This is a genomic window from Pseudonocardia sp. GCM10023141 (genome assembly GCF_042653605.1).
In genome coordinates this window covers 80,085-106,258 of record NZ_JBHSIR010000064.1, presented here as the reverse complement: position 1 = coordinate 106,258, position 26,174 = coordinate 80,085, and the positions used below count along the sequence as shown (strand labels likewise).

Annotated in this window: 21 protein-coding genes; 6 read left to right on the top strand and 15 right to left on the bottom strand. The window is 71.9% G+C overall.

Annotated elements, in window-relative coordinates; all coding sequences use genetic code 11:
- The first annotated feature begins 359 nt into the window (after positions 1-359).
- Positions 360-2,699, top strand: a complete 2,340-nt coding sequence (locus ACFPFQ_RS36525) for a hypothetical protein (RefSeq protein WP_379627271.1) — start codon at positions 360-362, stop codon at positions 2,697-2,699.
- Between the two features lie 128 nt (positions 2,700-2,827).
- Here ACFPFQ_RS36525 and ACFPFQ_RS36520 read toward each other — a convergent pair whose 3' ends face one another.
- From ACFPFQ_RS36520 to ACFPFQ_RS36495, 6 genes are all read right to left on the bottom strand, one after another.
- The gene (locus ACFPFQ_RS36520; protein ID WP_379627270.1) at positions 2,828-3,886 is read right to left on the bottom strand and encodes a MinD/ParA family ATP-binding protein; all 1,059 of its coding nucleotides are present in this window, start codon (positions 3,884-3,886) and stop codon (positions 2,828-2,830) included.
- A gap of 87 nt (positions 3,887-3,973) precedes the next feature.
- Positions 3,974-4,885 (bottom strand): MinD/ParA family ATP-binding protein, encoded by a 912-nt coding sequence (locus ACFPFQ_RS36515; protein WP_379627268.1) that lies wholly within the window; start codon positions 4,883-4,885, stop codon positions 3,974-3,976.
- Positions 4,886-5,134: 249 nt separating this feature from the next.
- Positions 5,135-5,884: a DivIVA domain-containing protein gene (locus ACFPFQ_RS36510; protein ID WP_379627266.1), complete on the bottom strand. Its 750-nt coding sequence runs from the start codon at positions 5,882-5,884 to the stop codon at positions 5,135-5,137.
- 124 nt (positions 5,885-6,008) lie between these two features.
- Positions 6,009-6,491 carry a pantetheine-phosphate adenylyltransferase gene (gene coaD / locus ACFPFQ_RS36505; RefSeq protein ID WP_379627264.1) on the bottom strand — a complete coding sequence of 161 codons (483 nt, stop codon included), beginning with the start codon at positions 6,489-6,491 and terminating at the stop codon, positions 6,009-6,011.
- Between the two features lie 25 nt (positions 6,492-6,516).
- Positions 6,517-7,068, bottom strand: coding sequence for a 16S rRNA (guanine(966)-N(2))-methyltransferase RsmD (gene rsmD / locus ACFPFQ_RS36500; protein ID WP_379627262.1), 552 nt, complete (start codon positions 7,066-7,068; stop codon positions 6,517-6,519).
- Positions 7,069-7,267: 199 nt separating this feature from the next.
- Positions 7,268-10,645: a pyruvate carboxylase gene (locus tag ACFPFQ_RS36495; RefSeq protein ID WP_379627260.1), complete on the bottom strand. Its 3,378-nt coding sequence runs from the start codon at positions 10,643-10,645 to the stop codon at positions 7,268-7,270.
- A gap of 548 nt (positions 10,646-11,193) precedes the next feature.
- Between ACFPFQ_RS36495 and ACFPFQ_RS36490 the strand changes: the two genes are divergently transcribed.
- Positions 11,194-11,991 carry a hypothetical protein gene (locus ACFPFQ_RS36490; RefSeq protein WP_379627258.1) on the top strand — a complete coding sequence of 266 codons (798 nt, stop codon included), beginning with the start codon at positions 11,194-11,196 and terminating at the stop codon, positions 11,989-11,991.
- 21 nt (positions 11,992-12,012) lie between these two features.
- Here ACFPFQ_RS36490 and ACFPFQ_RS36485 read toward each other — a convergent pair whose 3' ends face one another.
- Together ACFPFQ_RS36485 and ACFPFQ_RS36480 are read right to left on the bottom strand one after the other, a co-directional pair.
- On the bottom strand, positions 12,013-14,241 hold the full coding sequence (locus ACFPFQ_RS36485; RefSeq protein WP_379627256.1) for an ATP-dependent DNA helicase RecG: 2,229 nt from the start codon (positions 14,239-14,241) through the stop codon (positions 12,013-12,015).
- A gap of 4 nt (positions 14,242-14,245) precedes the next feature.
- Positions 14,246-15,901: a DAK2 domain-containing protein gene (locus tag ACFPFQ_RS36480; protein WP_379627254.1), complete on the bottom strand. Its 1,656-nt coding sequence runs from the start codon at positions 15,899-15,901 to the stop codon at positions 14,246-14,248.
- A gap of 126 nt (positions 15,902-16,027) precedes the next feature.
- On the opposite strand from ACFPFQ_RS36480, the gene rpmB reads away from it, so the two are divergent.
- Entirely contained in the window at positions 16,028-16,219 is a 192-nt protein-coding gene (gene rpmB, locus ACFPFQ_RS36475) for a 50S ribosomal protein L28 (protein ID WP_379627252.1), read from the top strand.
- 75 nt (positions 16,220-16,294) lie between these two features.
- On the opposite strand, the gene ACFPFQ_RS36470 is transcribed toward rpmB, so the two are convergent.
- The 6 genes from ACFPFQ_RS36470 to ACFPFQ_RS36445 form a co-directional block, all read right to left on the bottom strand.
- Positions 16,295-16,510: a hypothetical protein gene (locus ACFPFQ_RS36470; RefSeq protein ID WP_379627250.1), complete on the bottom strand. Its 216-nt coding sequence runs from the start codon at positions 16,508-16,510 to the stop codon at positions 16,295-16,297.
- Between the two features lie 152 nt (positions 16,511-16,662).
- The gene (locus ACFPFQ_RS36465; RefSeq protein ID WP_379627277.1) at positions 16,663-17,343 is read right to left on the bottom strand and encodes a uracil-DNA glycosylase; all 681 of its coding nucleotides are present in this window, start codon (positions 17,341-17,343) and stop codon (positions 16,663-16,665) included.
- Between the two features lie 2 nt (positions 17,344-17,345).
- Positions 17,346-17,870 carry a gamma carbonic anhydrase family protein gene (locus ACFPFQ_RS36460; protein ID WP_379627249.1) on the bottom strand — a complete coding sequence of 175 codons (525 nt, stop codon included), beginning with the start codon at positions 17,868-17,870 and terminating at the stop codon, positions 17,346-17,348.
- A 308-nt stretch (positions 17,871-18,178) separates the two neighbouring features.
- Positions 18,179-18,436, bottom strand: a complete 258-nt coding sequence (locus ACFPFQ_RS36455) for a hypothetical protein (RefSeq protein WP_379627247.1) — start codon at positions 18,434-18,436, stop codon at positions 18,179-18,181.
- Between the two features lie 31 nt (positions 18,437-18,467).
- Positions 18,468-20,150 (bottom strand): sodium:solute symporter family protein, encoded by a 1,683-nt coding sequence (locus ACFPFQ_RS36450; RefSeq protein WP_379627245.1) that lies wholly within the window; start codon positions 20,148-20,150, stop codon positions 18,468-18,470.
- Positions 20,151-20,250: 100 nt separating this feature from the next.
- Positions 20,251-20,781 carry a GNAT family N-acetyltransferase gene (locus ACFPFQ_RS36445; RefSeq protein WP_379627243.1) on the bottom strand — a complete coding sequence of 177 codons (531 nt, stop codon included), beginning with the start codon at positions 20,779-20,781 and terminating at the stop codon, positions 20,251-20,253.
- A gap of 108 nt (positions 20,782-20,889) precedes the next feature.
- Between ACFPFQ_RS36445 and ACFPFQ_RS36440 the strand changes: the two genes are divergently transcribed.
- Genes ACFPFQ_RS36440 through ACFPFQ_RS36430 form a run of 3 tightly spaced genes read left to right on the top strand, consistent with a single transcriptional unit; the run spans position 20,890 to position 23,889 of the window.
- Complete coding sequence (locus ACFPFQ_RS36440) at positions 20,890-21,783, top strand: carbohydrate ABC transporter permease (protein ID WP_379627241.1); 894 nt, start codon at positions 20,890-20,892, stop codon at positions 21,781-21,783.
- Positions 21,780-22,598, top strand: coding sequence for a carbohydrate ABC transporter permease (locus tag ACFPFQ_RS36435; protein WP_379627239.1), 819 nt, complete (start codon positions 21,780-21,782; stop codon positions 22,596-22,598). Before ACFPFQ_RS36440 ends, ACFPFQ_RS36435 begins: the two co-directional genes overlap by 4 nt.
- Before the next feature lie 10 nt (positions 22,599-22,608).
- A complete protein-coding gene (locus ACFPFQ_RS36430; protein ID WP_379627237.1) occupies positions 22,609-23,889 on the top strand; it encodes an extracellular solute-binding protein in 1,281 nt (426 codons plus the stop codon).
- Positions 23,890-23,973: 84 nt separating this feature from the next.
- Here ACFPFQ_RS36430 and ACFPFQ_RS36425 read toward each other — a convergent pair whose 3' ends face one another.
- Entirely contained in the window at positions 23,974-26,103 is a 2,130-nt protein-coding gene (locus ACFPFQ_RS36425; protein WP_379627235.1) for a malate synthase G, read from the bottom strand.
- Between the last annotated feature and the right edge of the window lie 71 nt (positions 26,104-26,174).

The window sequence follows — 26,174 nt, the reverse complement described above, 5'->3', positions numbered from 1 at the left end:
GAGACCGCAGCCGCAATTTGTCGGCGCAACAATGGGGTGGCGAAATCGGCCGTTTCCGCCAGTCCAGATCACCGTGGGCACCGGCTCGAACACTCACCGCGACAAGGCTTTCACGATCTTCGAATCCTGCTCGCGCGCGCGTAAGGCGGTCCGTAGTCTGATCGCCGAGTCTTGATGCGGACATTCCGCCGTAATGGGGGGACATCAGCAGGCGATAGGCGATGTGCAGGGGGCCCGCGACAACTCGGGCCCACGAGTGGATCCGGGTAGCCACGACTGCTGAGCACCGCGGTCGCCCCACGGGTGGGGCGGCAGTGCGTGATCGCGGCGTGGCAGCTGGGGCTGTGTAGGGGGACTGCATGACCGACCAACCCACGAGATGTGCCCTTCCGGGTTGCACCTCCGTCATCGAACAGCCGCAGGACGGCGGGCCGCCCCGGCTGTACTGCACCGCGGCCCACCGGGCCGCCGCGCGCAAGCTCCGGCACGTCGCGCGGGCCGACTCCGCGGCGCCCACCTCGCCTGCCGCCAAGCCGGCCGCCCCGTCCGGCCCGGCCGAGGCGACCATTCCGATCAGCCTCCCGGGGGCAGCGGCAGCAGCTGTCACGACACCGGTCGCACCCGCGGCGTCCGCCACCCCGCCGCCGATCTCGGCACCGCGGCTCCCGGTGCCGCCGCTCGCACCCCCGCGGCTGGGCCGCACCGATCCGGGCCGCACCGATCCGGGCCGCACCGATCCGGGCCGCACCGATGCCGCCCCGACCGCGCCAAACACCCCGGCTGCGCCGCCCGTGGCCACGCCCCGTCGCGCGCCGCGCGTCCCGTCCGAGGAGCGCACGGTCCAGCTCCCGGCACCGGCCGCCACGGTGGCCGGCCCCGCCGCCGCACCCGCGCGCTCGCCGCTGGCCGACGGTCCCGTCGTCACGATCGTCTCGCGGCGCAGTGTCACCCGCCCCGCGAAGAAGAAGCAGCCCCGCGATCGCAAGCTGGCCGCCGTGCTGCGTCGCCAGCGCGCGGTGGCGAGCATCGCTGTCGCGAGCCTCGTCATCGGTGGCAGCAGCTACGTCGTCACCAACGCCTCCCTGAGCACCCCGCAGGACCCCACGCCGCAGCAGGCCAAAGCACCGGTCGATGCGGGCGACTGGGCCAACCGCGCCCAGATCGCGCTGGTGTCGATCACCAAGCAGCTCAACTCCGTCACGCAGACGGAGTCGGCGTGGCAGAACCTCCCGGCCGACGTCCGCGGTGCGCAGCCGCCCGCGGCCGTGCAGGCACTGCAGGCCCGCAAGTCACTGCTGGAGCAGCAGCAGGCCGCTTTGCGCTCGCAGCTGGCGGCCCTGCAGTCGCTCCCGCAGGCCACCACCGACCTCACCGCGGCGCAGAACGAGCTCAGCGCGATCGAGCGCGCGCTCGCCACCGCCCCGGCCGGCGCGCCCGATTCGGTGCAGGCGCTCAACGCTCAGCGGGAGCTGCGGGTCCAGCAGCGCGATCACTCGGTGGAGCAGCTGACGAACCTGCGTGCGGGGGTCGACAAGGCGCTCGCCGCGCCGCTGCCCGACACCACCGACCAGAGCGCTCCGGTGGTCCGGCAGGTGCAGGCCCTGATCGACGATCACCACACCCCCGACCGCCCGCCTGCCGTGCTCGCGCAGGCGCCCGCTCCGGACACGGCACGGTCGGCGCCGTCGGGTCGGGACAACGCGGCAGCCGCCACGCCGGCTCCCGCGCGATCCGCCGACACCGCCCGCAGCAGTGCTCCGGCCGTCGCCGACAAGCCGTCCGGTCCCGTCGGTGGTGTGGTCCGGGCCGTCGGCCAGACGGTCGACACCGTGGCCGACGTCGTGTCCGGGCCGTCGGCGTCCGATCGCGGCAGCTCCCACGACGAGGACGCGGGCGACGGCGGTTCCCGCGGTCGCGACCCCGGGAACCCCGACTCCGGCAACGCCGGCTCCCATGACGGGTCGAACCCGGTGGAGACGGTGACGCGCCCGATCAGCCGGGTCGCCGACACGGTCGGTGGTGTGCTGGGCGGTGGCGAGCGGGGCGGTGACGAGCGGGGCGGTGGCGAGCGGGGCGGCGACTCCCACGAGCACAAGCGCACCCCGGTCGGGAAGGTCAATCGCAAGGGCAACAACGGCGGTGTCAACAACGGCGGCGGGATCATCGGCGGCGTCGTGGGTGGCATCGTCGGCAGGGGCAACCAGAACGGCCCCGGCAATGCGGGCGTGGGGAATCCCCAGAAGCCCGGCAACCAGAAGCCCGGCAACCAGAAGCCCGGCAACCAGAAACCCGGCAACCAGAAGCCGGGATCCCCAACTCCGGGTTCGCAGAACGACCCGTCCCGAAACGGTAGCGGGAACGGGAACGGGAACGTTGGCGGGAACCAGGGCGGCAACAGCCACACGGGCAACGATCACTCGGGCGACCACCGCGGCAAGGGCGATTCCAAGCCGCTCACCAAGGCGCAGCGCGCCCAGGCCGCCGAGGTCGTCAAGCAGGCGAGCGACGAGATCGGCAAGCGGCTGGGCGGCTCGGACGGCAACGGCGCCGGTCAGGGTGCGCAGGGCGGCGATCGCAACACGGGCAAGCAGCACGACGCGGGCAAGCAGGGTGACTCGGGCGGGCAGGGTGGCTCGGGCGGGCAGGGATCCGGCGGTTCCGGTTCGGTTGCCAAGCAGTCGAACACCTCGAAGAGCTAGCACCGAGGCGCTACTGTCGAGTTCGACGGCAAGAAGTCTGGCGACGTCTGCGCCGTCGACGAAGCCGGGTGCGTTCCACCTCCGGGGGTGGTGGCACCCGGCTTCGTTGTGTCCGGCCGGAGGCCGGCTCAGCTCAGGCTCGGCACCGTCGTCGGCGGCGGTGGAGCGGGCAGGCGCGGCACCCCGAACCGGTCGGCGAGCAGCGCCGCCAGCATGAGGAACGCGTCGTGGGTGTCCTGGTGCAGGCGCGCCACCTCGATGCGCCCGCCGGTGGCGAGGTGCGGATCGTGGGGCACCTCGACGACTGCGCGGCACCGGGCCTCGAAGTGCCCGCGGAGGCGCTCGGTGTCGACCTCCTTGCTCGTGCGGTCGCAGCTCAGCACCACCACGGCGTCGGCCACCATCGCGGCGTAGCCGTGGGCGATGAGCCAGTCGAGAGTCTTGCTGGCGCGGCTGGCGCCGTCGACGGTGGGGGCGCCGACCACGACGAGGCTCTGGGCGAGCGCGAGCGTGCCCTCCATCGCGGAGTGCACGAGACCGGTGCCCGAGTCGGTGATCACCACGTTGTAGAAGCGGGTGAGCACCTCGCACACCTGCTCGTACTCCTCGCGGTTGAACGCCTCGCTCATCGCGGGGTCCTGCTCGGAGGCGAGCACCTGCAACCGGCCGGCGAGGCTCGTGTAGCGCGCGACGTCGGTGAGTGAGTGGGTGGAGGCCAGGTTGTCGAGCAGGTTGCGCACCGTCACCGACGTCTCCGACGTCAGGCGGTCGGCGAGCGTGCCAGCGTCGGGGTTGGCGTCGAGCGCGATCACCCGATCGCCGCGGTTCTCCGCCAGCACCAACCCGAGGCACGCGGCCACCGTGGTCTTCCCGACGCCGCCCTTGATCGAGCTGACGGCGATCTGGTGCGAGCCGGGCAGCGGCCTGCGGATGCGCCGCAGCTGGTCCTGGCGGATCTTCTCGAGCGGGCCGATGCCCGGGTTGATCAGACCGCCGGTGGTCTTGTAGAGGACACCACGCCACCCGTGCTGCGGGCGGTCGCTGCGGAACCGGACGATCGCGTCCTCGGTGAGCTCTGCTGAGCTCGTGGCACCCGGCCGCGGTGCGGGCCGCGACGGAGGTGCGGGCGGTGGCGCAACCGGGACGCCCGGGATCCCCCGTGGATCGGTGGGCTGGTGATTGGTCACCGGCGCTCCCCGTCAGTGCTGTGCTGGCCGATCATCGACCGGCTCCCCCTGCTCACTTCGTGCTCCCCCGAACTCGCCGTAGCGACGTCACGTGCCGAATCGATCAGCCATCAGCGCCGCGAGCTCGTACGCGGCATCCCTGGTGGCCGGGCGCAGGCGCGCGAGCTCCACCCGGCCGCCGGTGGCCAGGTGCGGATCGTGCGGGACCTCGACGACGGCGCGGCACCGGGCGAGGAAGTGCTCGCGGATGCGCCCGAGGTCGACGTCGGCGCTGGTGCGGTCGCACGACAGCACCGCCACCGCCTGGGACGCGAGCACGCCGTGGCCGTGTGCGTGCAGCCAGTCGAGCGTCTTGCTCGCCCGGCCCGCACCGTCGACCGTCGGGGCCCCGACGATGATCACGCTGTCGGCCAGCTTCAGCGTGCCCTCCATCGCCGAGTGCACCAGCCCGGTGCCCGAGTCGGTGATGATGACGTTGAAGAACCGGTCGAGCAGCGCGCAGATGTGCTCGTACTCCTCGCGGCTGAACGCGTCGCCCGCGGCCGGATCCTGCTCCGACGCGAGCACCTGCAACCGGCCCGCGAGGCTGGTGTAGCGCGAGACCTCGGTCCACGAGTGGATCCGGTCGAGGTCGCGCAGCAGCTCCCGCACCGTGACCGACGACTCGCCGGTGAGGCGGTCGGCCAGCGTGCCGGCATCGGGGTTGGCGTCGAGCACGACGACGCGGTCGCCGCGGTTCTCCGCCATCACGAGCCCGAGCAGCGTGGAGGCCGTGGTCTTGCCGACGCCGCCCTTGATGGACGTGACGGCGATCCGGTGCGACTGCAGCAGCGGACGGCGGATGCGGTGCAGGATCTCCCGGCGGCGCAGCTCGTCGTCGCTCGGACCGGGGTTGATCTTGCCGCCGGACATGCGCAGGACGGCGCGACGCCACCCGTGGCCGGGCTCGTCGGGACGGGCCCGCAGGATCGTCTCGCTGTTGAGCTCTGCCGCGCTCATGGGCTCGGCCCGCTGTGCGCGCGGGTCGGCCGGAGGGCCCGGTCGGTTCACTGCACTCCTCGGTTCTGCTGGACCCGCATCGGCACCCTCCTCCGCGTACTCGAGCCGGTGTCCATACCGGTCCCACCATGTCGAAGGGTCAGGCTCGACCTGGCGCCGCACCACCGGGCGAGAATACCCCGTACGGGCGCCGTGAGCTGAGCGTTCGGCACAACAAGGTGATCACTTCACGGATCTCGACGGGGCCGGTCAGTCGATCAGGTCCATGCCCGTTCCGGTGCGCCCGTTCAGGGGCGCCCCGACCGGCGATCCGTTGGGCGACCCACCGCGCCAGAGCTGGCTGCGCCCGCGGGTGACCGTGCGCAACGCCTTGGAGAGCGTGTCCTCGAACTCGGCGAGCTTCGCGTCGACGTAGCTGTCGCACTCGCGGCGCAGCCGCTCGGTGTCGGCACCTGCCGAGTCGAGGATCCGGGACGCCTCGGCGTGCGCCTGCTGCACCACCTCGGACTGCGACACGAGCCGGGCCTGCTCGGCGTGACCGTCGGACAGCAGCCGGTCGTGGGCCTCCCGGCCGGACTGCGCGAACCGTTCGGCGTCGGCCCGGGCACGGTCGGTGAACTCGGTGTACTGCCGGCGGCCCTCGGCCACGGCCCGCTCGGCCTCGTGGCGGGCCTGGGCCAGCGTCTGCTCGGCCTCGGCGCGGGCGTCGGCGACGAGCCGCTCGGCCGTCGCCCTGGCCTGCGCGATCGCGTCGGAGGCGTCGGACTGCGCGCTGGAGCGCGTCTGCTCGGCCTCCTGCGTGGCGTCGTCCACCAGCTCGTCGCGGCGGTCGAGCACGTCCTGCGCGTCGTCGAGCTCCCCCGGTAACGCCTCCCGGACGTCGTCGAGCAGCTCGAGCACGTCGCCGCGGGGAACCACGCAGTTCGACGTCATCGGCACGCCGCGTGCCTCCTCGACGACCGTGACCAGCGCGTCGAGCGATTCGAAGACCCGGTACACGAGAGCGATCCTCTCACCGCGCGGTGGTCTGGCCCTGTATTGGGCACGGCGCCCGCGTGTCAAGTTCCGACCGGGTGACGCTGAGCGTCCCACCCGGCACGGACCGCTCGGAGCTGCTACAAGCTCAGGCCCGCTCGGCGATGCGTTCCACGAGCCGCCGGTGCACCGACTCCGGCAGCAGGTGCGCGACGTCGCCGCCGTAGGTGGCGACCTCCTTGACCAGCGAACTCGCGACGAAGCTCCACTCGGGGCTGGTGGACATGAACAGCGTGTCCACGCCCGAGAGCTGCTGGTTCATCTGCGCCATCTGCAGCTCGTAGTCGAAGTCGGTGACCGCGCGCAGGCCCTTGACGATGGCCCGGATGTCGTTGGCCCGGCAGTAGTCGACGAGCAGCCCGTGGAACGACCCGATCGTGACGTTCGGGTAGGGCTCGACGATCTCCGTGAGCATCGCGATGCGCTCGTCGACGCTGAACAGGCTCTTCTTGTTCTTGTTCACCAGCACCGCGACGACGACCTCGTCGAACAGCGCGGACGCCCGGCCGACGATGTCGAGATGGCCGTTGGTCGGTGGATCGAACGAACCTGGACAGACTGCCCGCCTCATCGCGAAAGCCTCACGAGCCGGGACACTACCGCCCGCCGGTGTGCAGGACGGTGTCGCCGTAACGACGCTCACGCACCGGCTGCAGCGGCTCCGGCCAGGCGAACGGCCCGGTCCGCGCGGCCCGCTCCACCACCACCACGGCCTCAGGGGCGAGCCAGCCGTTGCCGTCGGCGGTGGTGAGCCAGCCGGCGATCTCGGCGTCGGGCACGTCGTAGGGCGGGTCGATGAGCACCACGTCGTAGGCGCGGTCGGCCGGCCCGGCCAGCACCGACGCGGCCGTGGCGGCGCGGACCGTGGCGCCGGGCAGTCCGACGTCGGCGACGTTGCGGCGCAGGACGCCGGCAGCGCGGCGGTCGGACTCGACGAACAGCGCGTGCGTCGCACCCCGCGACAGCGCCTCCAACCCGAGCGCGCCCGAGCCCGCGCACAGGTCGAGCACCGCCGCGCCGACGAGCCCGGGATCGTGGACCAGCGCCGAGAACAGCGCCTCGCGCACGCGGTCGGAGGTGGGCCTGGTCCCCGACGGTGGCACGGCGAGCCGCCTGCCCCCCGCGCTGCCCGCGACGATCCGTGTCACGCCTGGAGTCTGTCCCATCGTCGACGGCGGACGGCACTTCGGGGCCGTCATGCTGTTCAGCCCCCCGGAGATCAGCAGTGCGGCCCCGAAGTGTGTCCCCATCCGCCGGACACTTCCTACGACGCAACCGGAGCCGAAAAGGTTGGGGCCCGGCGCCGAAAAGATTTCCCGGCGCCGGGCCCCACCGCGGACGTGCCGATCAGGTGAGCTCGATCAGCAGGTCCCCGCCCTCGACCTGCTGGACCTTGCCGATCGCGAGCCTGCCGACGGTGCCCGCCTGCTGCGCGGTGATCGAGGCCTCCATCTTCATGGCCTCGATGGTGGCCACCGTCTGCCCCGCGTCGACGGAGGCACCCTCCTCCACCTGCAGCGTCACGACCCCGGCGAAGGGCGCCGCGACGTGGTGGGGGTCGGAGCGGTCGGCCTTCTCCGCGGCCTTGACGTCGGTGGCGACCGACGTGTCGCGGATCGAGACCGGGCGCATCTGGCCGTTGAGGGTGACGAGCACGTTGCGGAACCCGCGCTCGTCGGGCTCGGAGATGGCCTCGAGCCCGATCAGGAGCGTGACGCCCTGCTCGAGCACCACCGTGTGCTCCTGCTCCGGTTCCAACCCGTAGAGGAAGTCCTTCGTGGAGAGCACCGACGTGTCGCCGTAGGCGTCGAGGTGGCGCGCGTACTCCTTGGCGGGCGCCGGGAACAGCAGCCGGTTGAGCGTCGCCCGGCGGTCCTCACGCAGCCCGCGCCGGTCGTCGATGGACAGCTCGGGCTCCTCCTTCTTCGCCGAACGGCCCTCCAGGGCACGGGTGCGGAACGGCTCCGGCCAGCCGCCGGGCGGGTCGCCCAGCTCGCCGCGCAGGAACCCGATCACCGAGTCCGGTACGTCGAACCTGCCCGGTTCGGCCTCGAAGTCCTTGGCCTCGACGCCCGCACCGACCAGGTGCAGCGCGAGGTCGCCCACGACCTTCGACGACGGCGTCACCTTCACCAGGCGGCCCAGCATGCGGTCGGCGGCGGCGTAGAGGTCCTCGATCAGCTCGAACCGGTCGCCCAGACCCAGCGCGATGGCCTGCTGGCGCAGGTTGGACAGCTGCCCGCCGGGGATCTCGTGGTGGTAGACCCGCCCCGTCGGGGACGCGAGCCCGGACTCGAACGGCGCGTAGACCTTCCGCACCGCCTCCCAGTACGGCTCGAGGTCGCCCACGGCCTGCAGGGACAGCCCGGTGGCGCGCTCCGTGTGGTCGGTGGCGGCGACCAGCGCGCTCAGCGAGGGCTGCGACGTGGTGCCGGCCATCGACGCGACGGCCGCGTCCACGGCGTCGACGCCCGCGTCGATCGCCGCGACGAGCGTGGCGAGCTGGCCGCCCGCGGTGTCGTGGGTGTGCAGGTGCACCGGCAGGTCGAAGCGCTCCCGCAGCGCCGTGACCAGGGTGCGGGCGGCAGGCGGGCGCAGCAGGCCCGCCATGTCCTTGATCGCCAGCACGTGCGCGCCCGCCTCGACGATCTGCTCGGCGAGGCGCAGGTAGTAGTCGAGCGTGTAGAGCTGCTCGCCCGGGTCGGACAGGTCGGCGGTGTAGCAGAGCGCCACCTCCGCGACGGCGGTGCCGGTGGCACGCACGGCGTCGATCGCGGGACGCATCTGCTCGACGTCGTTGAGCGCGTCGAAGATCCGGAAGATGTCCATCCCGGTCTGCGCGGCCTCCTCGACGAAGGCGTCGGTCACCTCCGTCGGGTACGGCGTGTAGCCGACGGTGTTGCGCCCCCGCAGCAGCATCTGCGTGCAGATGTTGGGCACCGTCTCGCTCAGCGCCGCGAGCCGGTCCCACGGGTCCTCCGCGAGGAAGCGCAGCGCGACGTCGTAGGTGGCGCCACCCCAGCACTCCAACGACAACAGCTGCGGTGCCGTGCGCGCCACGTACGGCGCGACGGCCAGCAGGTCCCGGCTCCGGACGCGGGTGGCCAGCAGTGACTGGTGGGCGTCGCGGAAGGTCGTGTCGGTGACGGCGACGGCCGTCTGGGCGCGCAGCCGGGCGGCGAACCCCTCGGGACCCAGCTCGCGCAGCAGCTGCCGCGAGCCGTCCGGCGCCGGCGCGCCCACGTCGCACAGCGGCAGCTTGTCGACGGGCTCGACGACGACCGGGCGCGGACCGTTGGGCTTGTTGACCGTGGTCTCGGCGAGGTAGTGCAGCATCTTGGTGCCGCGGTCGGCCGGCTGGCGCGCGTGCAGCAGTTCCGGCCGCTCGTCGATGAAACTCGTGGTGACCCGACCTGCCTGGAAGTCGGGGTCCGACAGCACCGCGGCGAGGAACGGGAGGTTCGTGGAGACGCCGCGGATGCGGAACTCCGCGATCGCGCGCCGCGCGCGGCGCACCGCGTTGGGGAAGTCGTGGCCGTGGCAGGTGAGCTTCACCAGCATCGAGTCGAAGTGGGCGCTGACCTCGGCGCCGGTGTGCGTGGTGCCGCCGTCGAGCCGCACCCCGGGGCCGCCCGGCGAGCGGTACGCGCTGATCACACCCGTGTCGGGGCGGAAGCCGTTGGACGGGTCCTCGGTGGTCACGCGGCACTGCAGCGCGGCGCCGTTGAGCGTGACGAGGTCCTGCGTCAGGCGCAGGTCCGGCAGCGTCTTGCCCGACGCGATGCGCAGCTGCGCGATCACGAGGTCGCGGTCGGTGACCTGCTCGGTGACCGTGTGCTCCACCTGGATGCGCGGGTTCATCTCGATGAACACGTGCTTGCCGCGCTCGTCGAGCAGGAACTCGACGGTGCCGGCGTTGACGTAGCCGATGTGGGTGGCGAACTTCACCGCATCGGCGCAGATCCGGTCGCGCAGCTCGGGATCGAGGTTGGGGGCCGGCGCGATCTCGATGACCTTCTGGTGGCGCCGCTGCACCGAGCAGTCGCGCTCGTAGAGGTGCACGACGTTGCCGCTCGCGTCGGCGAGGATCTGCACCTCGATGTGGCGCGGGTTCACCACGGCCTGCTCGAGGAACACGGTGGCGTCACCGAAGGCCGACTCGGCCTCACGCATCGCCGCTTCGATCGATTCCCGCAGGTCGGCGGGCTCCTGGACGCGCCGCATGCCCCGCCCACCGCCACCGGCGACGGCCTTGACGAAGATCGGGAAGCCGATCTCGTCGGCGCCCGCCACGAGCGTGTCGATGTCGTCGGACGGCTCGGAGGAGGCCAGCACGGCAACGCCGGCCTCGCGCGCCGCGGCGACGGCCCGGGCCTTGTTGCCGGTCAGGTGCAGCACCGAGGCGGGCGGGCCGACGAACGTGATGCCCGCTTCCTCGCACGCCTCCGCGAGGTCGGGGTTCTCCGACAGGAAGCCGTAGCCGGGGTAGATCGCGTCGGCACCCGCCTTGCGCGCCGCCTTGATCACCTCGTCGACCGAGAGGTAGGCACGGACGGGATGCCCGGGCTCGCCGATCTGGTAGGACTCGTCGGCCTTCGCGCGGTGCAACGAGTTGCGGTCCTCGTACGGGAAGATCGCGACAGTGGAGACGCCCAGCTCGTAGGCCGCACGGAAGGCCCTGATGGCGATCTCTCCGCGGTTCGCGACGAGCAGCTTGCGGAACACGACGTGTCCTCCTTGGATGATCGACCCCGACGGTCACGGGCACCTCGCTGCGCTGCGACCACCCGGCTCGGGAACCGTACAGGCGCTCGCCCGATCAGGCCTGTGCAAGAACTGCCGCCGGCGCTGTCCAGGGCGGTGATACGAGGGAGTTGTGCGACGGTACGGGCGCGACACATGCGGTGATCGGGGTGCCGATCCCGGGCTGCTGCATCGGGATCGCGATCGCCGACGTCGCACACCGTCTGCGGTCCTCGCACGCGTTCCAACCCGTGCGAACACGGGTCACGGCGTGCGAAGTCGGGACGCCGTGTGCGAAGTCGGACCTCTCCCGCAGCCGTGCTGCTGACCTCGGCGTCCGCGGATCGACCCCTTTACCCGGCCTCGTACTCGATCGGCCCCGTGCGCAGCCGTCACCCTTCCGGTACCAAGGAAGGGTGCGACCACACCATCGCCATCACCAGGCCGCCTTCGCGGCCCCGGTACCGCCCCAGCGGCCGAGTCAGGCCGCGGCGTTCGCCGAGGGCCGCCGGATGCGGGAGGAGGCCCGGATGAGACGGCGGTCCGCACGGATGTACTCACGGCAGCCGCGGCGGCCCACCCCGTTGCCGCCCCTGCTGCTGCTGATCTTCGTGGTCATGGTGGTGCCCGCGGTGGGATCGATCGGGGCCGGCTTCATCGGCATCGCCATCGCCGGCGCCTTCATCACTGCCATGATCATGCCCGTACTGGTGGTCGGCGCAGGTGTGTACGCCGTCAACCAGCGCCAGCGTCGCCGGGCCCTGCGCCGTGGCGCCGCTGGCACCGCTCCCCTGCCCGCGCGGCCGGCGGCACCGCCCCGTCCCGACCTGGTGTGGGTGGCCGCCCGGCAGCGCTTCTACGCGCTGCGCGGCGAGTACGCCGCGTTCGAGTGCGACACCATGCAGGTGCTGCGCCTCCCGGCATTGGCCGACGTGTCCGTGCCGAGCACGGCCCGGTTCGTCGACGCCTTCGCCGAAGCGCAGGCGCTGGAGACCGACGCCTACCCCCACGACCCGCACGGGGCGCAGTTCGTGGCCGCCGCCGACAAGGCCGAGCGGGCCTGGCGGGCTGCGCGCGATGCCGCGGAGCGCATCCGCCTGTCGGGCCTGTCCCCCGCCGAGCGCGGCACCGTCGAGCGGGTGATCAAGCTCCTCACCACCGCCCGCGATTCCGACAGCGACCCCGAACGACTGGCCGCCTACGCGCGCGCCCGCTCCGAGCTCGCGAAACTCGACCGCGCCGGTGTGATCCACCTGCCCCGCACCGCGCAGGCCGCACTCGACAACGCCGCCCAGGGCGCGCTGCCGCCAGCCCGCGAAACCGCCTGACCCCCGCTCACATCCCTCGGCTCAGACCTTGTCGAGGTAGGCAGCGCGCTCCTCGTCGCCCACGGTCTCGGCGACGAGCGCGGCGAGGCCGGGGTGTGCCTCGAGGGCGGGATCCTGCTCGACGATGTCGCCCGCGTACACCTGCGACTTGGCGATGATCTCCTCGTGGCGCAGCAACGACAGCAGCCGCAGCCCTGATCGGCGGCCCGACTGCACGGCGCCCAGCACGTCGCCCTCGCGGCGCAGCTCCAGGTCGAGGCGCGCCAGCTCGAACCCGTCGGTGGTGCCGGCGACGGCGTCGAGCCGCTCCCGGGACGCCGTGGCCGCGGGCATGTCGGTGACCAGCAGGCAGACGCCGGGCGCCGAGCCGCGACCGACCCGGCCCCGCAACTGGTGGAGCTGCGAGAGCCCGAACCGGTCGGCGTCGAGGATGACGATGCACGTGGAGTTGGGGACGTCGACGCCCACCTCGATCACGGTGGTGGCCACCAGCACGTCGAGCTCGTCGAGCTCGAAGCCGCGCATGGAGGCGTCCTTCTCCTCCGGCGACATCTTGCCGTGCAGGATGCCGATCCGCAGGCCCTCCAGCGGCCCCTCGATGAGCTTGGGCGCCACCTCCAGCACCGCCATCGGGGGCCGGCGGGCCGTGCCGTCGTCGGAATCGGCACCCTCGTCCGGATCGTCGGTGTCGATCAGGTCGATGTCGGGATCCTGCTCGGCCCCCTTGGCGGCCCCGTCGACGTCGCCGACGCGCGGGCAGACGACGTAGGCCTGGTGCCCGGCCGCCACCTCCTCGCGGACGCGCCGCCAGATGCTGGCGAACCACGCCGGCTTCTCGGCCAGCGGTACGACGGTGGTGGCGATCGGCGAGCGCCCGCGGGGCAGCTCCCGCAGCGAGGAGATCTGGAGATCGCCGTAGACCGTCATGGCGACGGTGCGCGGGATCGGCGTGGCCGTCATGACGAGCATGTGCGGGGCCAGCTCGCCACGGCTGCGCAGCGCGTCGCGCTGCTCGACGCCGAACCGGTGCTGCTCGTCGACGACGACGAGGCCCAGGTCGGCAAAGCCGACGGTGTCCTGGATCAGCGCGTGCGTGCCGACGACGATGCCGGCGTGGCCCGACTGCGCGTCGAGCAGCGCCTGGCGCTTGGCCTTGGTGCCCAGCGAGCCCGTGAGCAGCGTGACGCTCGTGGCCTCCTCGGCGCCACCGAGCTCCCCCGCCCGCGCGAGCGGACCCAGCATCGCCCGCAGCGAGCGCGCGTGCTGGGCGGCGAGCACCTCGGTGGGCGCGAGCAGGGCCGCCTGGCGACCGCCGTCGATGACCTGCAGCATCGCCCGCAGCGCGATGATCGTCTTGCCGGCCCCGACATCGCCCTGGACGAGCCGGTTCATCGGGTGCTCGCGCGACAGGTCGGCCGCGATCTCGGCGCCCACCTCGACCTGACCCGCGGTGAGCGTGAAGGGCAGGCGGGCGTCGAAGGCCGCCAGCAGGCCGCCGGTGCGGGGCGGGCAGGCCGCGGCCGGCCGGGCCGCCGTGGCGTGGCGGCGCTGGGCGAGTGCGAGCTGGACGCCCAGCGCCTCGTCCCACACCAGCCGGTTGCGGGCCGCGTGGTAATCGGCCTCGGTCTCCGGCACGTGGATGCGCCGCAGCGCGCTGCCGAGCTCGGCGAGGCCCTCGCGCTTGCGCATGGCCTCGGGCAGCGGATCGCTGAGATCGACCCGGCCGCCCTCGACGAGGACCTCGAGCACCTGCCGGACGGAGAAGGCGATCTGCTGGGAGGTGATCTTGCCGGTGGCCGGGTAGACGGACAGGAACGGGCGCATCTCGTCGGCCTCGTCGAGCGGCTCGAACTGCGGGTGCGTGAGCTGGAGCTCCCTGTTGAACATGCTGACCTTGCCGGAGAACATCGCCCGCACCCCGGGGTAGATCAGGTGACCCACCTTGTGCCCGTTGAAGAACGTGCACTTGAGGACGGAGCCCTTCTCGTCGCGCAGCTCGACGGCGAGCAGCTTGCCGCGCCGGGCCCGCATCTCGCGCAGCGTGGCCTTCTGCACCACCGCGATCAGCGTGGCCTGCTCCCCGACCACCAGCCCCGAGATGTCGGTGAGCTTGCCGCGATCGACGTAGCGGCGCGGGTAGTGGCGCAGCAGATCACCGACGGTGTGGGCCTCGAGCTGCGCCGCCAGCAGATCGGCGGTCTTCTTGCCGACGATCGGCAGCAGCGGGCTGAACATGTCGAACTCGGACATCGGGTCACTCCACCCCCAGCACCAGCGGGAAATCGCTCTGCCCGCCCCGGTGGACGATGACGTCGACCTCGGGATGGGTGCGGCGCAGATCGGCCGCGAGCCCCTCGCCGAGCGAGGCGTCGACGCCCTCGCCCAGCAGCGCGGTGACGAGCTCACCGCCTGCCAGCAACATGCGGTGAGCCAACCACAGCGCACCGACAGGAAGATCCGGGGCGATCAGCACGACCTCCCCGTCGGAGATGCCGAGCACGTCACCGGGGTCGCAACGGCCCACCCACGTCAGCGCCTCGGACTCGGCCACCATGAGCCCCGCCGTGCGGGTGCCGGCCGCGGCCTCCGCCATCGCGACCACGTCCTCGCCGGGACGGCGCTCCGGGTCGTGCACGGCCAGCGCCGAGAGGCCCTGCAGCACCGAGGCCGTGGGCACCACCAGCACGTCCTGCCCGTCGCGGCGCGCGACCTGCGCGGCCCGCTCGGCCACGGCGGTCAGCTCGGAGTCATCGGGCAGCAGCACGACGTGGCGCGCCCGCGTGCCGGCCAGCGCCGCCACCAGCTCGGCCTCGTCGAGCGGGCCGCCCGGACCCACCTCCAGCACCGACGCGCCCGCCGACCGGGCCAGCTCGGCCACCTCGGCACCCGTGACGATCATCAGCACCGCGCGCGACCTCGCGAACCGCCCGCCCGCCTCGGCCGTGACGTCGGCGCCGGGCTGATCGGCGAACCGGATCACCGTGATCCGGTGCGGGCGACCGGCGGCCATCCCGGCCTCGACCGCCGCGCCGACGTCGGCGCAGTGCACGTGGACGTTCCACATGTCGCCGTCGCCGACCACCGCGACGCAGTCGCCCAGCGCGTCGAGCTCGGAGCGCAGCCGCTCCACCGCGGCGTCGGTGGTGCCGTCGAGCAGGTACATCACCTCGTAGTCGAACGCGGGCGAGCCGGACTCGCGCTCGGCCGTCAGCGCGTCCCGGCCGCGGGCGGGCGGGCGGACCGCCGCGCCCGTCGTCGGGAGCCGGGCCACCGGCGGACGTCCGGTGGTGAGCCCCACCAGCGCATCCAGCACGAGGTAGAGGCCCAGCCCGCCGGCGTCGACGACCCCGGCCCGCGCCAGCTCGGGCAGCTGCGCGGTGGTGCGCGCGAGCGCGGCGGCCGCGGCGTCGGTAGCGGCGATGGCGACCTCGCTGATCACGTCGGACGCGACGGCCGCCGCCGCCACCGACGCGGCGGTCAGCACCGTGAGCACCGTGCCCTCGCGCGGGTGGGTGACGGCGGCGGTGGCGAGCCGGGACGCCCTGGCCAGCCCGTCGGCGAGCACGGCGCCGCCCAGCCGCGGGCCGCCCGCGCACGCGCCGATCGCCTCCGCGACCCCCCGCAGGATCTGCGAGGCGATCACGCCGGAGTTGCCCCGCGCGCCCAACAGCGCACCCCTGGCCAGCGCGACGGCCACCGCGGCGACGTCGTCGGGAAGGCTCTCCTCGCGTACCCCGCGGCGCACCGCGTCGGTGGCCGAGCGCATCGTCAGCAGCAGGTTGGTGCCCGTGTCGCCGTCCGCCACAGGGAAGACGTTGATCCGGTCGATCTCCGCGCAGTGGCGTTCGAGCGCCTGCGTCGCCGCGTCGGCCCAGGCGGTGAGCAGGGCGGCGTCGAGCGTCAAGTGCACCCGCGAGAGGCTACTGGGAGCCGCGGTGACCGGGTGGTGTGCGCCCCTGCTGGAGGCGCAGGTACTCTGACTCATTGCGACCGGGTGTTTCCCGGCTTCTGTACACATCTACTCGAGGAGTTCGACGTGGCTGCCGTCTGCGACGTCTGTAGCAAGGGTCCGGGCTTCGGCATGTCCGTCTCGCACTCGCACCGCCGTACCAAGCGCCGTTGGGACCCGAACATCCAGACCGTTCGGACTCGCATCAACGGTGGCAATCGCACGCGTCTCAACGTGTGCACCTCCTGCCTGAAGGCGGGCAAGGTCGCGCGCGCCTGAGCGCACGCGACCCACGCACGGACTGTTCACCAGGGCCCCCGTCCGGATTCCGGACGGGGGCCCTGGTGCGTCCGCTCAGAAGCCGCGATCCTGCGCCGGGGTCGGCCGGGCCACGGCGGCGGCATCCCATCCGGGGCACTGGTCGACCGGCAGCAGGAACCAGTGCCGGTGCAGGCAGCGCACCTTGACGTGGTCCACCGGCCCGCTCGTGCTCGCGAGGACCATCCGGTCCACGATCTCGGCGGGGCCGCCGCACTCCGGGCAGCCGACGACGTCGAAGTCCTCGTCCATGATCCACCTCCGGTGGCGCGGGACATCCGCCCGATCGCCTCATCAGAGGGAGCACCGGCAGCGCCGCCTGGATACCCACTCTCCCGAGGTTCCAGTGCGGAACGCTCACCGCGCCTGGCACATCCCTGTGACCAGGCGCGGCGTGACGATCGCTACGGAAGTTTCCAGTCCACGGGATCGCCGCCGAGCTCGTCGAGCAGCTCGTTGGCCCGGCTGAACGGCTTGGACCCGAAGAAGCCGCCCGCGGCCGACATCGGGCTCGGGTGCGCCGACTCGATGCACGGCACGTCCTGCAGGAGCGGCACCAGGTTGCGGGCGTCGCGGCCCCACAGGATGGCCACGAGCGGCTCGCTGTCGCGCTCGACGAGTGCCTTGATCGCCTGCTCGGTGACGGCCTCCCAGCCCTTGTCGCGGTGCGAAGCCGGTGAGCCCGGCGCCACCGTCAGGACCCTGTTGAGCAGCAGCACGCCCTGCTCGGCCCACGGCGTCAGATCGCCGGTGGACGGGGTCGGGTGGCCGAGGTCGTCGCTGTACTCCTTGAAGATGTTGCCCAGCGACCGCGGCACCGGCCGCGTGTCGGGCGCCACGGAGAACGAGAGCCCGATGGCGTGGCCCGGCGTCGGGTAGGGGTCCTGCCCGACGATCAGCACCCGCACGTCCTCGAACGGCTGGGTGAAGGCGCGCAGGACGTTGGCGCCCGCGGGCAGGTAGCGCCGCCCGGCGGCGTTCTCGGCGCGGAGGAACTCCCCCATGTCGGCGATGTTCTGCGCCACCGGCGCGAGCGCCCGCGCCCACCCGGCCTCGACGACCTCTTCCAACGGCTTGGCCATGATGCTCAGTCCCCCAACCGACGAAGCTCGGCGCGGAACCGCTTCCCGCGCCGGATGTAGCTCTGCACCGCGTAGTCGAACGCGCCACCGGGCACCTCGTAGCCCTCGCGCACCCGCGCCGGGACACCCAGCGCCATCGTGCGGGGCGGGATCTGCGCGTTGGGCGAGACGACCGCGCCCGCTGCCACCACGGCGCCCGCGCCGACCGTGGAGCCGTTGAGCACGACCGATCCCGACGAGATGAGCGCGTTGTCGCCGATGGTGGCGCCCTCGATGTGGACGTTGTGGCCGACCGTGACCTCGGCCCCGATGATCGTGGGCTGGTGCGGGGTGCAGTGGATGATCGAGCCGTCCTGGATGCTGGTGCGTGGGCCGACCTCGATCCGGCCGTCGTCGCCGCGGAGCACGGCGGTGGGCCACACGGTGGCCTCCGCGCCGATCGTCACGTTGCCGATGACCACCGCGTCCGGGTGGACGTAGGCGTCGGGATGGATGTCGGGCTCGAGGTCTCCGAGCGCGTAAACAGGCACTCGGGAACTCTAGTAGCGCGCGGGTGAGCAGCCTCACGACCCACTTCTGGAACGATACAGAAGATCAACGCGCTATACCTGACGTGACTCGAGAGAACAGGAACCCAGCCCTGACGGCCCGCCTCCTGCGCGCACTGCAGCGCGTGAACGACTGGACGCTGGTGGCCTTCAACCCCCGCTACCCCACGCCCTCGCGCGACCGCTGACCCGGCAAGCCCTCGCCTTGCAGGAAAGCCACTTTCCCGCAACGTGGTTGCGGGAAAGTGGCTTTCCTGCCATTCAGCGCCCGATGAAAATCCGGGGGCGATCTACCCCTTCGCCGCCACCGTCGGGCGCAGCCGCACCCAGGCGAAGAAGATCGCGGCCAGCACCAGCATCACGATCCCGGCCCACAGGTTCATGTGGATCCCGGCCGACTTGGCCAGCTGTTCGGGCGTGCTGTTGACGATGCCGATGATCACGAGCAGCACGCCGTAGACCCCGAACAGCAACGCGATGACGGTGCGCAGGTCGAACAGCGTCGACGCCGCGCTGTGGACCTCTTCGGTACCTGTCTCCTCGGACATGGGGACTCCTCTCCGGGCCAACGGATCCAGGTCAGAAAACGATGTAGAGCGCGACCGTCAACGCGATCACGATGGCGCCCAGCGTCACGGGCTGGCGGTACCAGCCCGCGTCCTCGCCCGTCGTGCTGTGTTCGCGGGAGGACTTCGGCGTGAGCGACCACACGAGGCCGACGAGCTCGGCGTCGGGCTTGGGCTGGGTGAAGGTCGAGACCACGATCGCGACCGCGATCCCCACGACGAACGCGGCCGACGCGCCGATGAAGCTGCCGGCCTGACTCGACACCGCGATGGCACCACCCGCGACCAGCCGGTCGATGGCGACCGCGGCGATGGTCCCCGAGACCAGGCCCGTCCAGCCGGCCGGACCGGTCATCCGCTTCCAGAACAGCCCGAGGATGAAGATCGCGAACAGCGGCGCGTTGAAGAAGCTGAACAGCGTCTGGATGTAGTCCATCAGGTTCTGGCTGCCGCTCGCGATGAACGCGGTGCCGATGGCCAGGATGCAGCCGACCACCGTGACCGCGCGGCCGACCCGCAGGTAGTAGCGGTCGTCGCGACCGGGGCGGATCCAGTCCTGCCACAGGTCGTAGGTGAACACCGTGTTGAGCGAGCTGACGTTCGCCGCCATACCGGCCATGAACGCAGCCAGCAGACCGGCCAGTGCCACGCCGAGCAGGCCGTTGGGCAGCACCTCGCGCATCAACAGCGTCAGGGTGTCGTTGGGGGTGACCCCACTGCTCATGTCGCCCGCCTTGACGGCGACCAGCTGCGGCACCAGCACCCCGGCGACCATGCCCGGCACGACGACGACGAGCGGGATGAGCGCCTTCGGGAACGCTCCGATGATCGGCGTGCGGCGCGCGGCGGACATGCTCTTCGCCGACAGGGCCCGCTGGACCTCGGCGAAGTTCGTCGTCCAGTACCCGAACGAGAGCACGAACCCGAGCCCGAACACGATCCCCACGACCGAGAGGAACCCGTTGGGGATCTCGGTGAGCGAGGTGCCCGGCCACGACTGGAGATCGGCCGGGTAGCCGCCCGCCGCGATCTTCTCCTTCAACCCGTCCCAGCCGCCGACGCGGGCGAGCCCGGCGACGGTGATCGGGACCAGCAGCGCGAGGATCACGAAGAACTGGAGCACCTCGTTGTAGATGGCCGCCGACAGGCCCCCGAGGAAGGTGTAGGCGAGCACGACCAGCGCGGCGACCGGGATCGCGAGCGCCAACGACCAGCCCAGCAGCGCCTCCATGATCAGGCCGAGCGCGAACAGGTTCACACCGGCGATCAGGACGGCGGCCAGCGCGAACGTGATGCCGTTGACGCGTTGGGTCGTCGCGTTGAACCGCTTCCGCAGGAACTCGGGGACCGACCGCGCCTTGCTCCCGTAGTAGAACGGCATCATCACGATGCCGAGGAACACCATCGCCGGGATAGCGCCGATCCAGTAGTAGTGCACCGTCGGAACGCCATACTTGACCCCGTTGGCGGTCATGCCGATGAGCTCGAGCGCCCCGAGGTTCGCCGAGATGAACGCGATGCCCGTGACCCATGCCGGCAGGCTGCGCCCGGAGAGCAGGAAGTCCAGGCTCGACGACACCGAGCGGCGCGCGGCCAGCCCGATGCCCAGCACCAGCACGAAGTAGAAAACGATGAAGACGTAGTCGTACCACGCCGTGTCCAGCCGAACGTCGGCTTGCGCCAACACCGTCGTCATCGAGACCCCCGCCCACACTGCCGAATCCGCGAGGACGCGCCCGCGGGTAGCGGGATCTTGCGCCCGCGGGGGCGGGAACGCCAGCGCTGACGCGCCGGTGTCACCGAGCCGTGGCCGAGTCCCTCCGATCGGTGCTGCTGACGGGTGCAGCGGACGACAGCCGTTTGGCGTAGGAGCGGGTCAGTGGGGAGTCGCGATAGTGGCCGAATCCGCTGATCGGGACGTAGCCCGTGGCCGTGTAGAGCGCGATGGCCGCCGGCTGCGGCGTGCCGGTCTCGAGCACCATGCGGGTGCGCCCGGCCGCCGCGGCCGTGCGCTCCAGCTCGGCCAGCAGCAGGCGGGAGCATCCCAGCCTGCGGTGCGCTGCGCTGACGAAGACCCGCATCAGCTCGGCGTCCCCCGGCGCCAGTGCGGGGTGATGGTCCGGGCCGACGGTCCGCCAGCCGCCGCATGCCACCGGGACGCCGTCGAGGAAGCCCACCACGAACAGACCGTGGGGCGGTGCGAAGACCTCCGCGCCGACGGTGTGAGCATCGCCCTCGCCGTAGACAGCCACGTAGTACCGATCGAGCTCGGCACGCAGCCGGACGGCGTCGGGGTGATCGAAGGACGTGGGGCGAAGCTCGAGCACGGTTCGAGATTACGAGACCCGCCGCTCGACCTTGCCCGACGGCGCGCGGCGTGCCATCGTCGCGTCTCCGGCCGGGGGGCGGCCGGGGCAACGGGGCGGGGGGCGCACATGACCCGTGCGGCCGTCGGGGAGCGCGAGACGTCCGCACCGCGCGCGCCGGGACGCCGACGCCGCGACCGCGACGCATGGCCGCTGCTGCTGCCGGCGCTGATCCCCGTCGCGCTCTTCAGCGTCTACCCGCTGCTGCAGGGTCTCTACCTGGGCTTCACCGACAGCCGAGCCGGCCGCAACGTCGTCACCCACTTCGTCGGACTCGACCAGTACGCCGCGCTGCTGGGCAACGAGCTGTTCTGGTCGTCGTTCCGGATCGGGCTGATCTGGGCGTTCGCGGTGACGATCCTGCAGTTCGTCGCCGCGCTCGGGCTCGCGCACCTGCTCGACGCCGACCTGCGGCTGCGCGGGCTGGCCCGCACGCTCGCGCTGATCCCGTGGGCGATGCCGCCGGTGATCATCGCGATCATGTGGCGGCTGCTGCTCAACCCCAACTACGGCATCGCGGGCAACGTCAACTGGCTCGGCGAGTTCAGCACCGCGCTGCCCGCGGTGATCGTGGTCGGGGTGTGGGCGGGGATGCCGCAGACCACGATCACGCTGCTGGCCGGGCTGCAGTCGATCGACGCGTCGCTGCACGAGGCCGCCGCCGTCGACGGTGCCGGGGCGTGGCGGCGGTTCTGGCACGTCACGCTGCCCGGGCTGCGGCCGGTGATCGTCGCGATCACGACGCTGGACTTCATCTGGAACATCAACTCGTTCGGGCTCGTCTACGTCCTCACCGCGGGCGGTCCGGGCGGGCAGACGATGCTGCCGATGCTCTTCGCCTACAACGAGGCGTTCAGGTACGGGAACTTCGGGTACGCGTCGGCCATGGGCGGCGTGCTGGTCGTGCTGATCGTCGGCTTCCTGCTGTTCTACCTGCGCTCCCAGCTGCGGCGGCAGCCGTGAGGAGGACGGGGCAGTACGTCGCGCTGGCCTGCTACGTCGTGTTCCTCGGCTTCCCGCTGCTGTGGCTGCTCGCGAGCGCGCTCAAGTCGCCCGCCGAACTCGACGTCGCCGGTTCGGGACTGCTTCCCACGGCGCCGACGCTGCAGAACTTCGCCACAGCGCTCGATCGTGCCGACCTCGCCGTGGCCGCCTGGAACAGCCTGCGAGTGGCACTGGGTGCGACGGTGCTCGTGCTGGTGCTCGGCCTGCCCGCCGCGTACGGGCTGGCGCGGTTCCGCAGTCGGCTCAAGGTCGTGGCCAACGGCTGGGTGCTGGTGAGCCAGGTCTTCCCGGTGATACTCGTGGTGATCCCGCTGTTCCTGATCCTGCGCCAGTTCGGCCTGGTCGACAGCCTCGTCGGGCTCACGATCGTGCACGCGGTCTACGCGCTGCCGTTCGCGCTGTGGATGCTGCAGGGCTTCATCTCCGCGATCCCGCGCGACATCGAGGAGGCGGGCACGATGGACGGTGCCGGCCGCGTCCGCGTGCTGGCCAGCATCGTGGCGCCGCTGCTGGTGCCGGGGCTCGTCGCCACGGCGATGTTCACGTTGATCTCGTCGTGGAACGAGTTCTTCTTCGCGCTCGTGCTGATCCAGGATCCGGCGAAGGTGACGCTGCCGCTCACGCTCGCCCGGTTCGTCGGCGCGGAGGGCCAGGTGCAGCTCGGCGCGCTCGCGGCGGGCGCGCTCCTGGCCACCGTGCCCAGCCTGCTGTTCTTCGCCGCCGTCCAGCGCCGGCTCACGTCCGGGCTGCTCAGTGGTGCCGTCAAGGGATGAGGGAGCGATCATGAACGGACGCCGGCTCGGCCTCGTGGCTGCGGCGGCCGCCGCGCTGCTCGTGGCGGGTTGCGCCACCGCGCCGTCGGGGCCCGACGGGGGTGGCGGCGGGCCGGTCACGCTGAAGTTCCAGAGCCTCGCGTTCCAGGAGCCCAGCGTCGCGGCCACGAAGAAGATCGTGGACAGCTGGAACGCCGCGCACCCCGACATCCACGTCGACCTCACCCAGGGCAGCTGGGACGCGGTGCACGACCAGCTCGTCACGCAGTTCCAGGGCGGCACCGCCCCGGACGTCATCCACGACGAGTCGGCCGACATCACCGGCTTCGCGAGGCAGGGCTACCTCGCCGATCTGGGTCCGGCGCTCTCGCCCACGACCCGGGCGAGCATCCCGGACGGCGTGTGGCAGACCGTCACCGTCGACGGGAAGACCGTGGCGGCACCGACGCTGCTGCAGTCCTACGTCGTGTTCGCCAACACCGCGCTGCTCGCGCAGGCCGGGGTGACGCCGCCGACCGGCGCCACCTGGACGTGGGACCAGCTGGCGGCGGCCGCGCGCGCGGCGACCACCGCCACGTCCAAGGGGCTGGGCTGGGGGCTGCGCCAGCCCACGGCCACCGTCGTCAGCATGGGCGTGAACTTCGGGGCGCAGTTCTTCACGGGCACCGGGCCCGCCACGGCCGTGCAGATCGGCGACGCCGAGCTCGAGGTGCCGCGGCGCATCCACGACATGGCGTGGGTCGACAAGTCGCTGGACCAGACGTCGCTCACCCAGAGCGGCTCGGACGTGGTCAAGGCGTTCCTCGACGGCCGCTACGCGATGATCGTCGCCGGCAGCTTCGCGGCGCAGCAGATCAAGGCCGCCGCGCCGGCCGGGTTCTCCTGGACGGTGCTGCCCGCATTGGCCGGGGCGTCGGCGAACCAGGCCGCCAACCCACAGACGCTCTCGGTGCCCGCCGACAGCAAGAACGTCGCGCAGGCCACGCAGTTCATCGAGTACTACCTGCAGGCCCAGAACCTCGCCGCGGTGGCGCAGGGTGAGTGGCTGATCCCGACGTCCGGCGCGGCCCGTACCGCCGTCGCGTCGGCCACGGGCGGCGCCGACGGCTGGGCCGCGACGCTGGCCGGTGCCGAGCACCTGACCACGGCCCCGTTCCAGTCGGTGGAGCGCTACCCGCAGTGGAAGGACCAGATCGCCACCCCGGCCCTGCAGCGCTACCTGGGCAACCAGATCGACCTGCCGACCCTGCGCACCCAGCTCACCGACGGCTGGAAGCAGGTATCACGCTAGGTCACAGCACCCCGTCGAGAACGACGTTACAATGATCAACAGAGCCTTTTGATCATCACAACGTCGGTCTCGACGGGGCTCTGGCTACGCTGAGTGCTTGGCCTTGCGGCGCCACTGGGTGAGGGCGCGTTCGGTGTAGCCGTTCGGTTCCGCGCGGCCGCTGAACACCAGGTCCAGTGCGGCCTGGAACGACTCGCTGCCCTCCAGGTCCTTCGCCATCGGGGGGTAGCCGGGCTCCCCCGCGTTCTGCTCGTCGACGACGGCGGCCATCCGCGCGAACGCGTCGCGCACCGTCGCCTCGTCGACGAGCCCGTGGTGGAGCCAGTTGGCCAGCAGCTGGCTGGAGATCCGCAGCGTGGCGCGGTCCTCCATCAGCCCGACGCCCTCCAGGTCGGGCACGGTGGAACAGCCGATGCCCAGCCCCACCCAGCGCACGACGTAGCCGAGGATCGACTGCGCGTCGGTCTCCAGCTCGTGGCGCTTCTCCTCCTCCGTGAGCTCGACGTCGAGCACGGGCACGCGCAGCAGCTCGCGCCGGTCGGTGGTGCGGCCGGAGAGCTCGCGCTGGCGGGCGTGCACGTCGATGCGCAGGTAGTGCAGCGCATGCAGGGTGGCGGCCGTCGGCGACGGCACCCACGCGCAGTTGGCTCCTGCCAGCGGCTGGGCGCCCTTCTGCTCCAGCATCGCGGCCATGGCGGCCGGCTTGGCCCACATGCCCTTGCCGATCTGCGCCTGGCCGGGGAAGCCGGCACGCAACGCGACGTCGACGTTGCGGTCCTCGTAGGCGGTGAGCCACGCGGTGGCGCGCATGTCGTCCTTGCGCACCACCGGACCCGCCAGGAAGTCGGTGTGGATCTCGTCGCCGGTGCGGTCCAGGAAGCCGGTGTTCACGAAGATGACGCGCTCGGCGGCCTGCTCGATGCACGCGTCGAGGTTGACCGACGTGCGGCGTTCCTCGTCCATGATCCCGAGCTTGAGGGTGTTGGCGGCGAGGCCCAGCGCCCCCTCGACGGCCGCGAAGAGCTCGACGGTGAGCGCCACCTCCTCAGGCCCGTGCATCTTCGGCTTGACGATGTAGACGCTGCCGGCGCGCGAGTTGCGGTAGCGGCCCAGCCCCCGCAGGTCGTGCAGCGCCGCCGTGGCCGCGACCAGCAGGTCGAGCACGCCCTCCGCGACGTCGGCGCCCCCGACGGTGACGGCGTCGGTGGTCATGTGGTGCCCGACCGTGCGCACCAGCAGCAGCGAGCGCCCGGGCAGGGTCAGCGCCGCGCCGTCGGGTGCGGTGTAGTCGCGGTCGCCGTGCACGGTGCGCTCGACGGTCTCGCCACCCTTGCGGAAGCTGGCGACCAGCGTTCCGGTCATCAGCCCCAGCCACGTCCGGTAGGCCTCGGTCTTGTCGGCCCCATCGACGGTGGACACCGAGTCCTCGAGATCGACGATCGTGGTCACCGCCGACTCCAGCACGATGTCGGCGATCCCCGCGTGGTGCTGGCGGCCTACCCGATGGGCGGGGTCGATCACGAGCTCGGCATGCAACCCATTGCGGCGCAACAGGATCACCCCGTCGCCCGAGCCGGCGAACTGTCCGGAGTCGGCCACGGTCTGCTCGCCGTCGCCCGTGTCGACCACGAGCGCGCCGTCGACCACCCGGTAGCCCGACGCGTCGGCGTGGCTGCCGAGTGCGAGCGGGAACAGCTCGTCGAGCAGCCGGTCGGCCTCGGCGATGACCTGCGCGCCGCGGGCCTCGTCGTAGCCGCGGGCGAGCTCGTGGCTCGCGTCGATCTCTCGGGGCGGCAGGGCGTCCGTGCCGTAGAGCGCGTCGAACAGCGACCCCCACCGCGCATTGGCCGCGTTGAGCGCGTAGCGCGGCACCGTGGAGGGCACCACGAGCTGTGGACCTGCGACGGTGGCGATCTCGGCGTCTACGTCGCCGATGTGCACGCGCGGTTCGGCGGGCGCCACCAGGTAGCCGATCGAGGTGAGGAACTCCTCGTAGGCGTCGAGGTCGCCGACGCCGTGTTCGCGGTGCCAGGCGTCGATCTGCGCCTGCAGCTCGTTGCGGCGGGCGAGCAGGCGGGCGATCGATGGGGCGAACCGCGCCTGCAACGCGGCGCACGTGTCCCAGAACCACGAGGGCTCCAGGTCCAGCCCGCGCAGCAGTTCCTCGGCGACGAACGCGCGCAGCGCGGGGGCGATCTGGAGTTCCTCGGTCACGGACCCTACCTTCCTCGGCATGCCCTTGTGGGGGCAAGTTTCTATCAGGCGGATTACATTTTTCACATCGT

Excerpts from the sequence above, each read along its gene's own strand:
- ACFPFQ_RS36515 (WP_379627268.1), bottom strand. The coding sequence starts at position 4,885 with ATGAGCGCGGCAGAGCTCAACAGCGAGACGATCCTGCGGGCCCGTCCC.
- ACFPFQ_RS36450 (WP_379627245.1), bottom strand. The coding sequence starts at position 20,150 with ATGACGACGGTGTTGGCGCAAGCCGACGTTCGGCTGGACACGGCGTGG.
- ACFPFQ_RS36490 (WP_379627258.1), top strand. The coding sequence starts at position 11,194 with ATGAGACGGCGGTCCGCACGGATGTACTCACGGCAGCCGCGGCGGCCC.
- ACFPFQ_RS36455 (WP_379627247.1), bottom strand. The coding sequence starts at position 18,436 with ATGTCCGAGGAGACAGGTACCGAAGAGGTCCACAGCGCGGCGTCGACG.
- ACFPFQ_RS36470 (WP_379627250.1), bottom strand. The coding sequence starts at position 16,510 with ATGGACGAGGACTTCGACGTCGTCGGCTGCCCGGAGTGCGGCGGCCCC.
- ACFPFQ_RS36430 (WP_379627237.1), top strand. The coding sequence starts at position 22,609 with ATGAACGGACGCCGGCTCGGCCTCGTGGCTGCGGCGGCCGCCGCGCTG.
- ACFPFQ_RS36525 (WP_379627271.1), top strand. The coding sequence starts at position 360 with ATGACCGACCAACCCACGAGATGTGCCCTTCCGGGTTGCACCTCCGTC.
- coaD (WP_379627264.1), bottom strand. The coding sequence starts at position 6,491 with ATGAGGCGGGCAGTCTGTCCAGGTTCGTTCGATCCACCGACCAACGGC.
- ACFPFQ_RS36440 (WP_379627241.1), top strand. The coding sequence starts at position 20,890 with ATGACCCGTGCGGCCGTCGGGGAGCGCGAGACGTCCGCACCGCGCGCG.
- ACFPFQ_RS36485 (WP_379627256.1), bottom strand. The coding sequence starts at position 14,241 with ATGTCCGAGTTCGACATGTTCAGCCCGCTGCTGCCGATCGTCGGCAAG.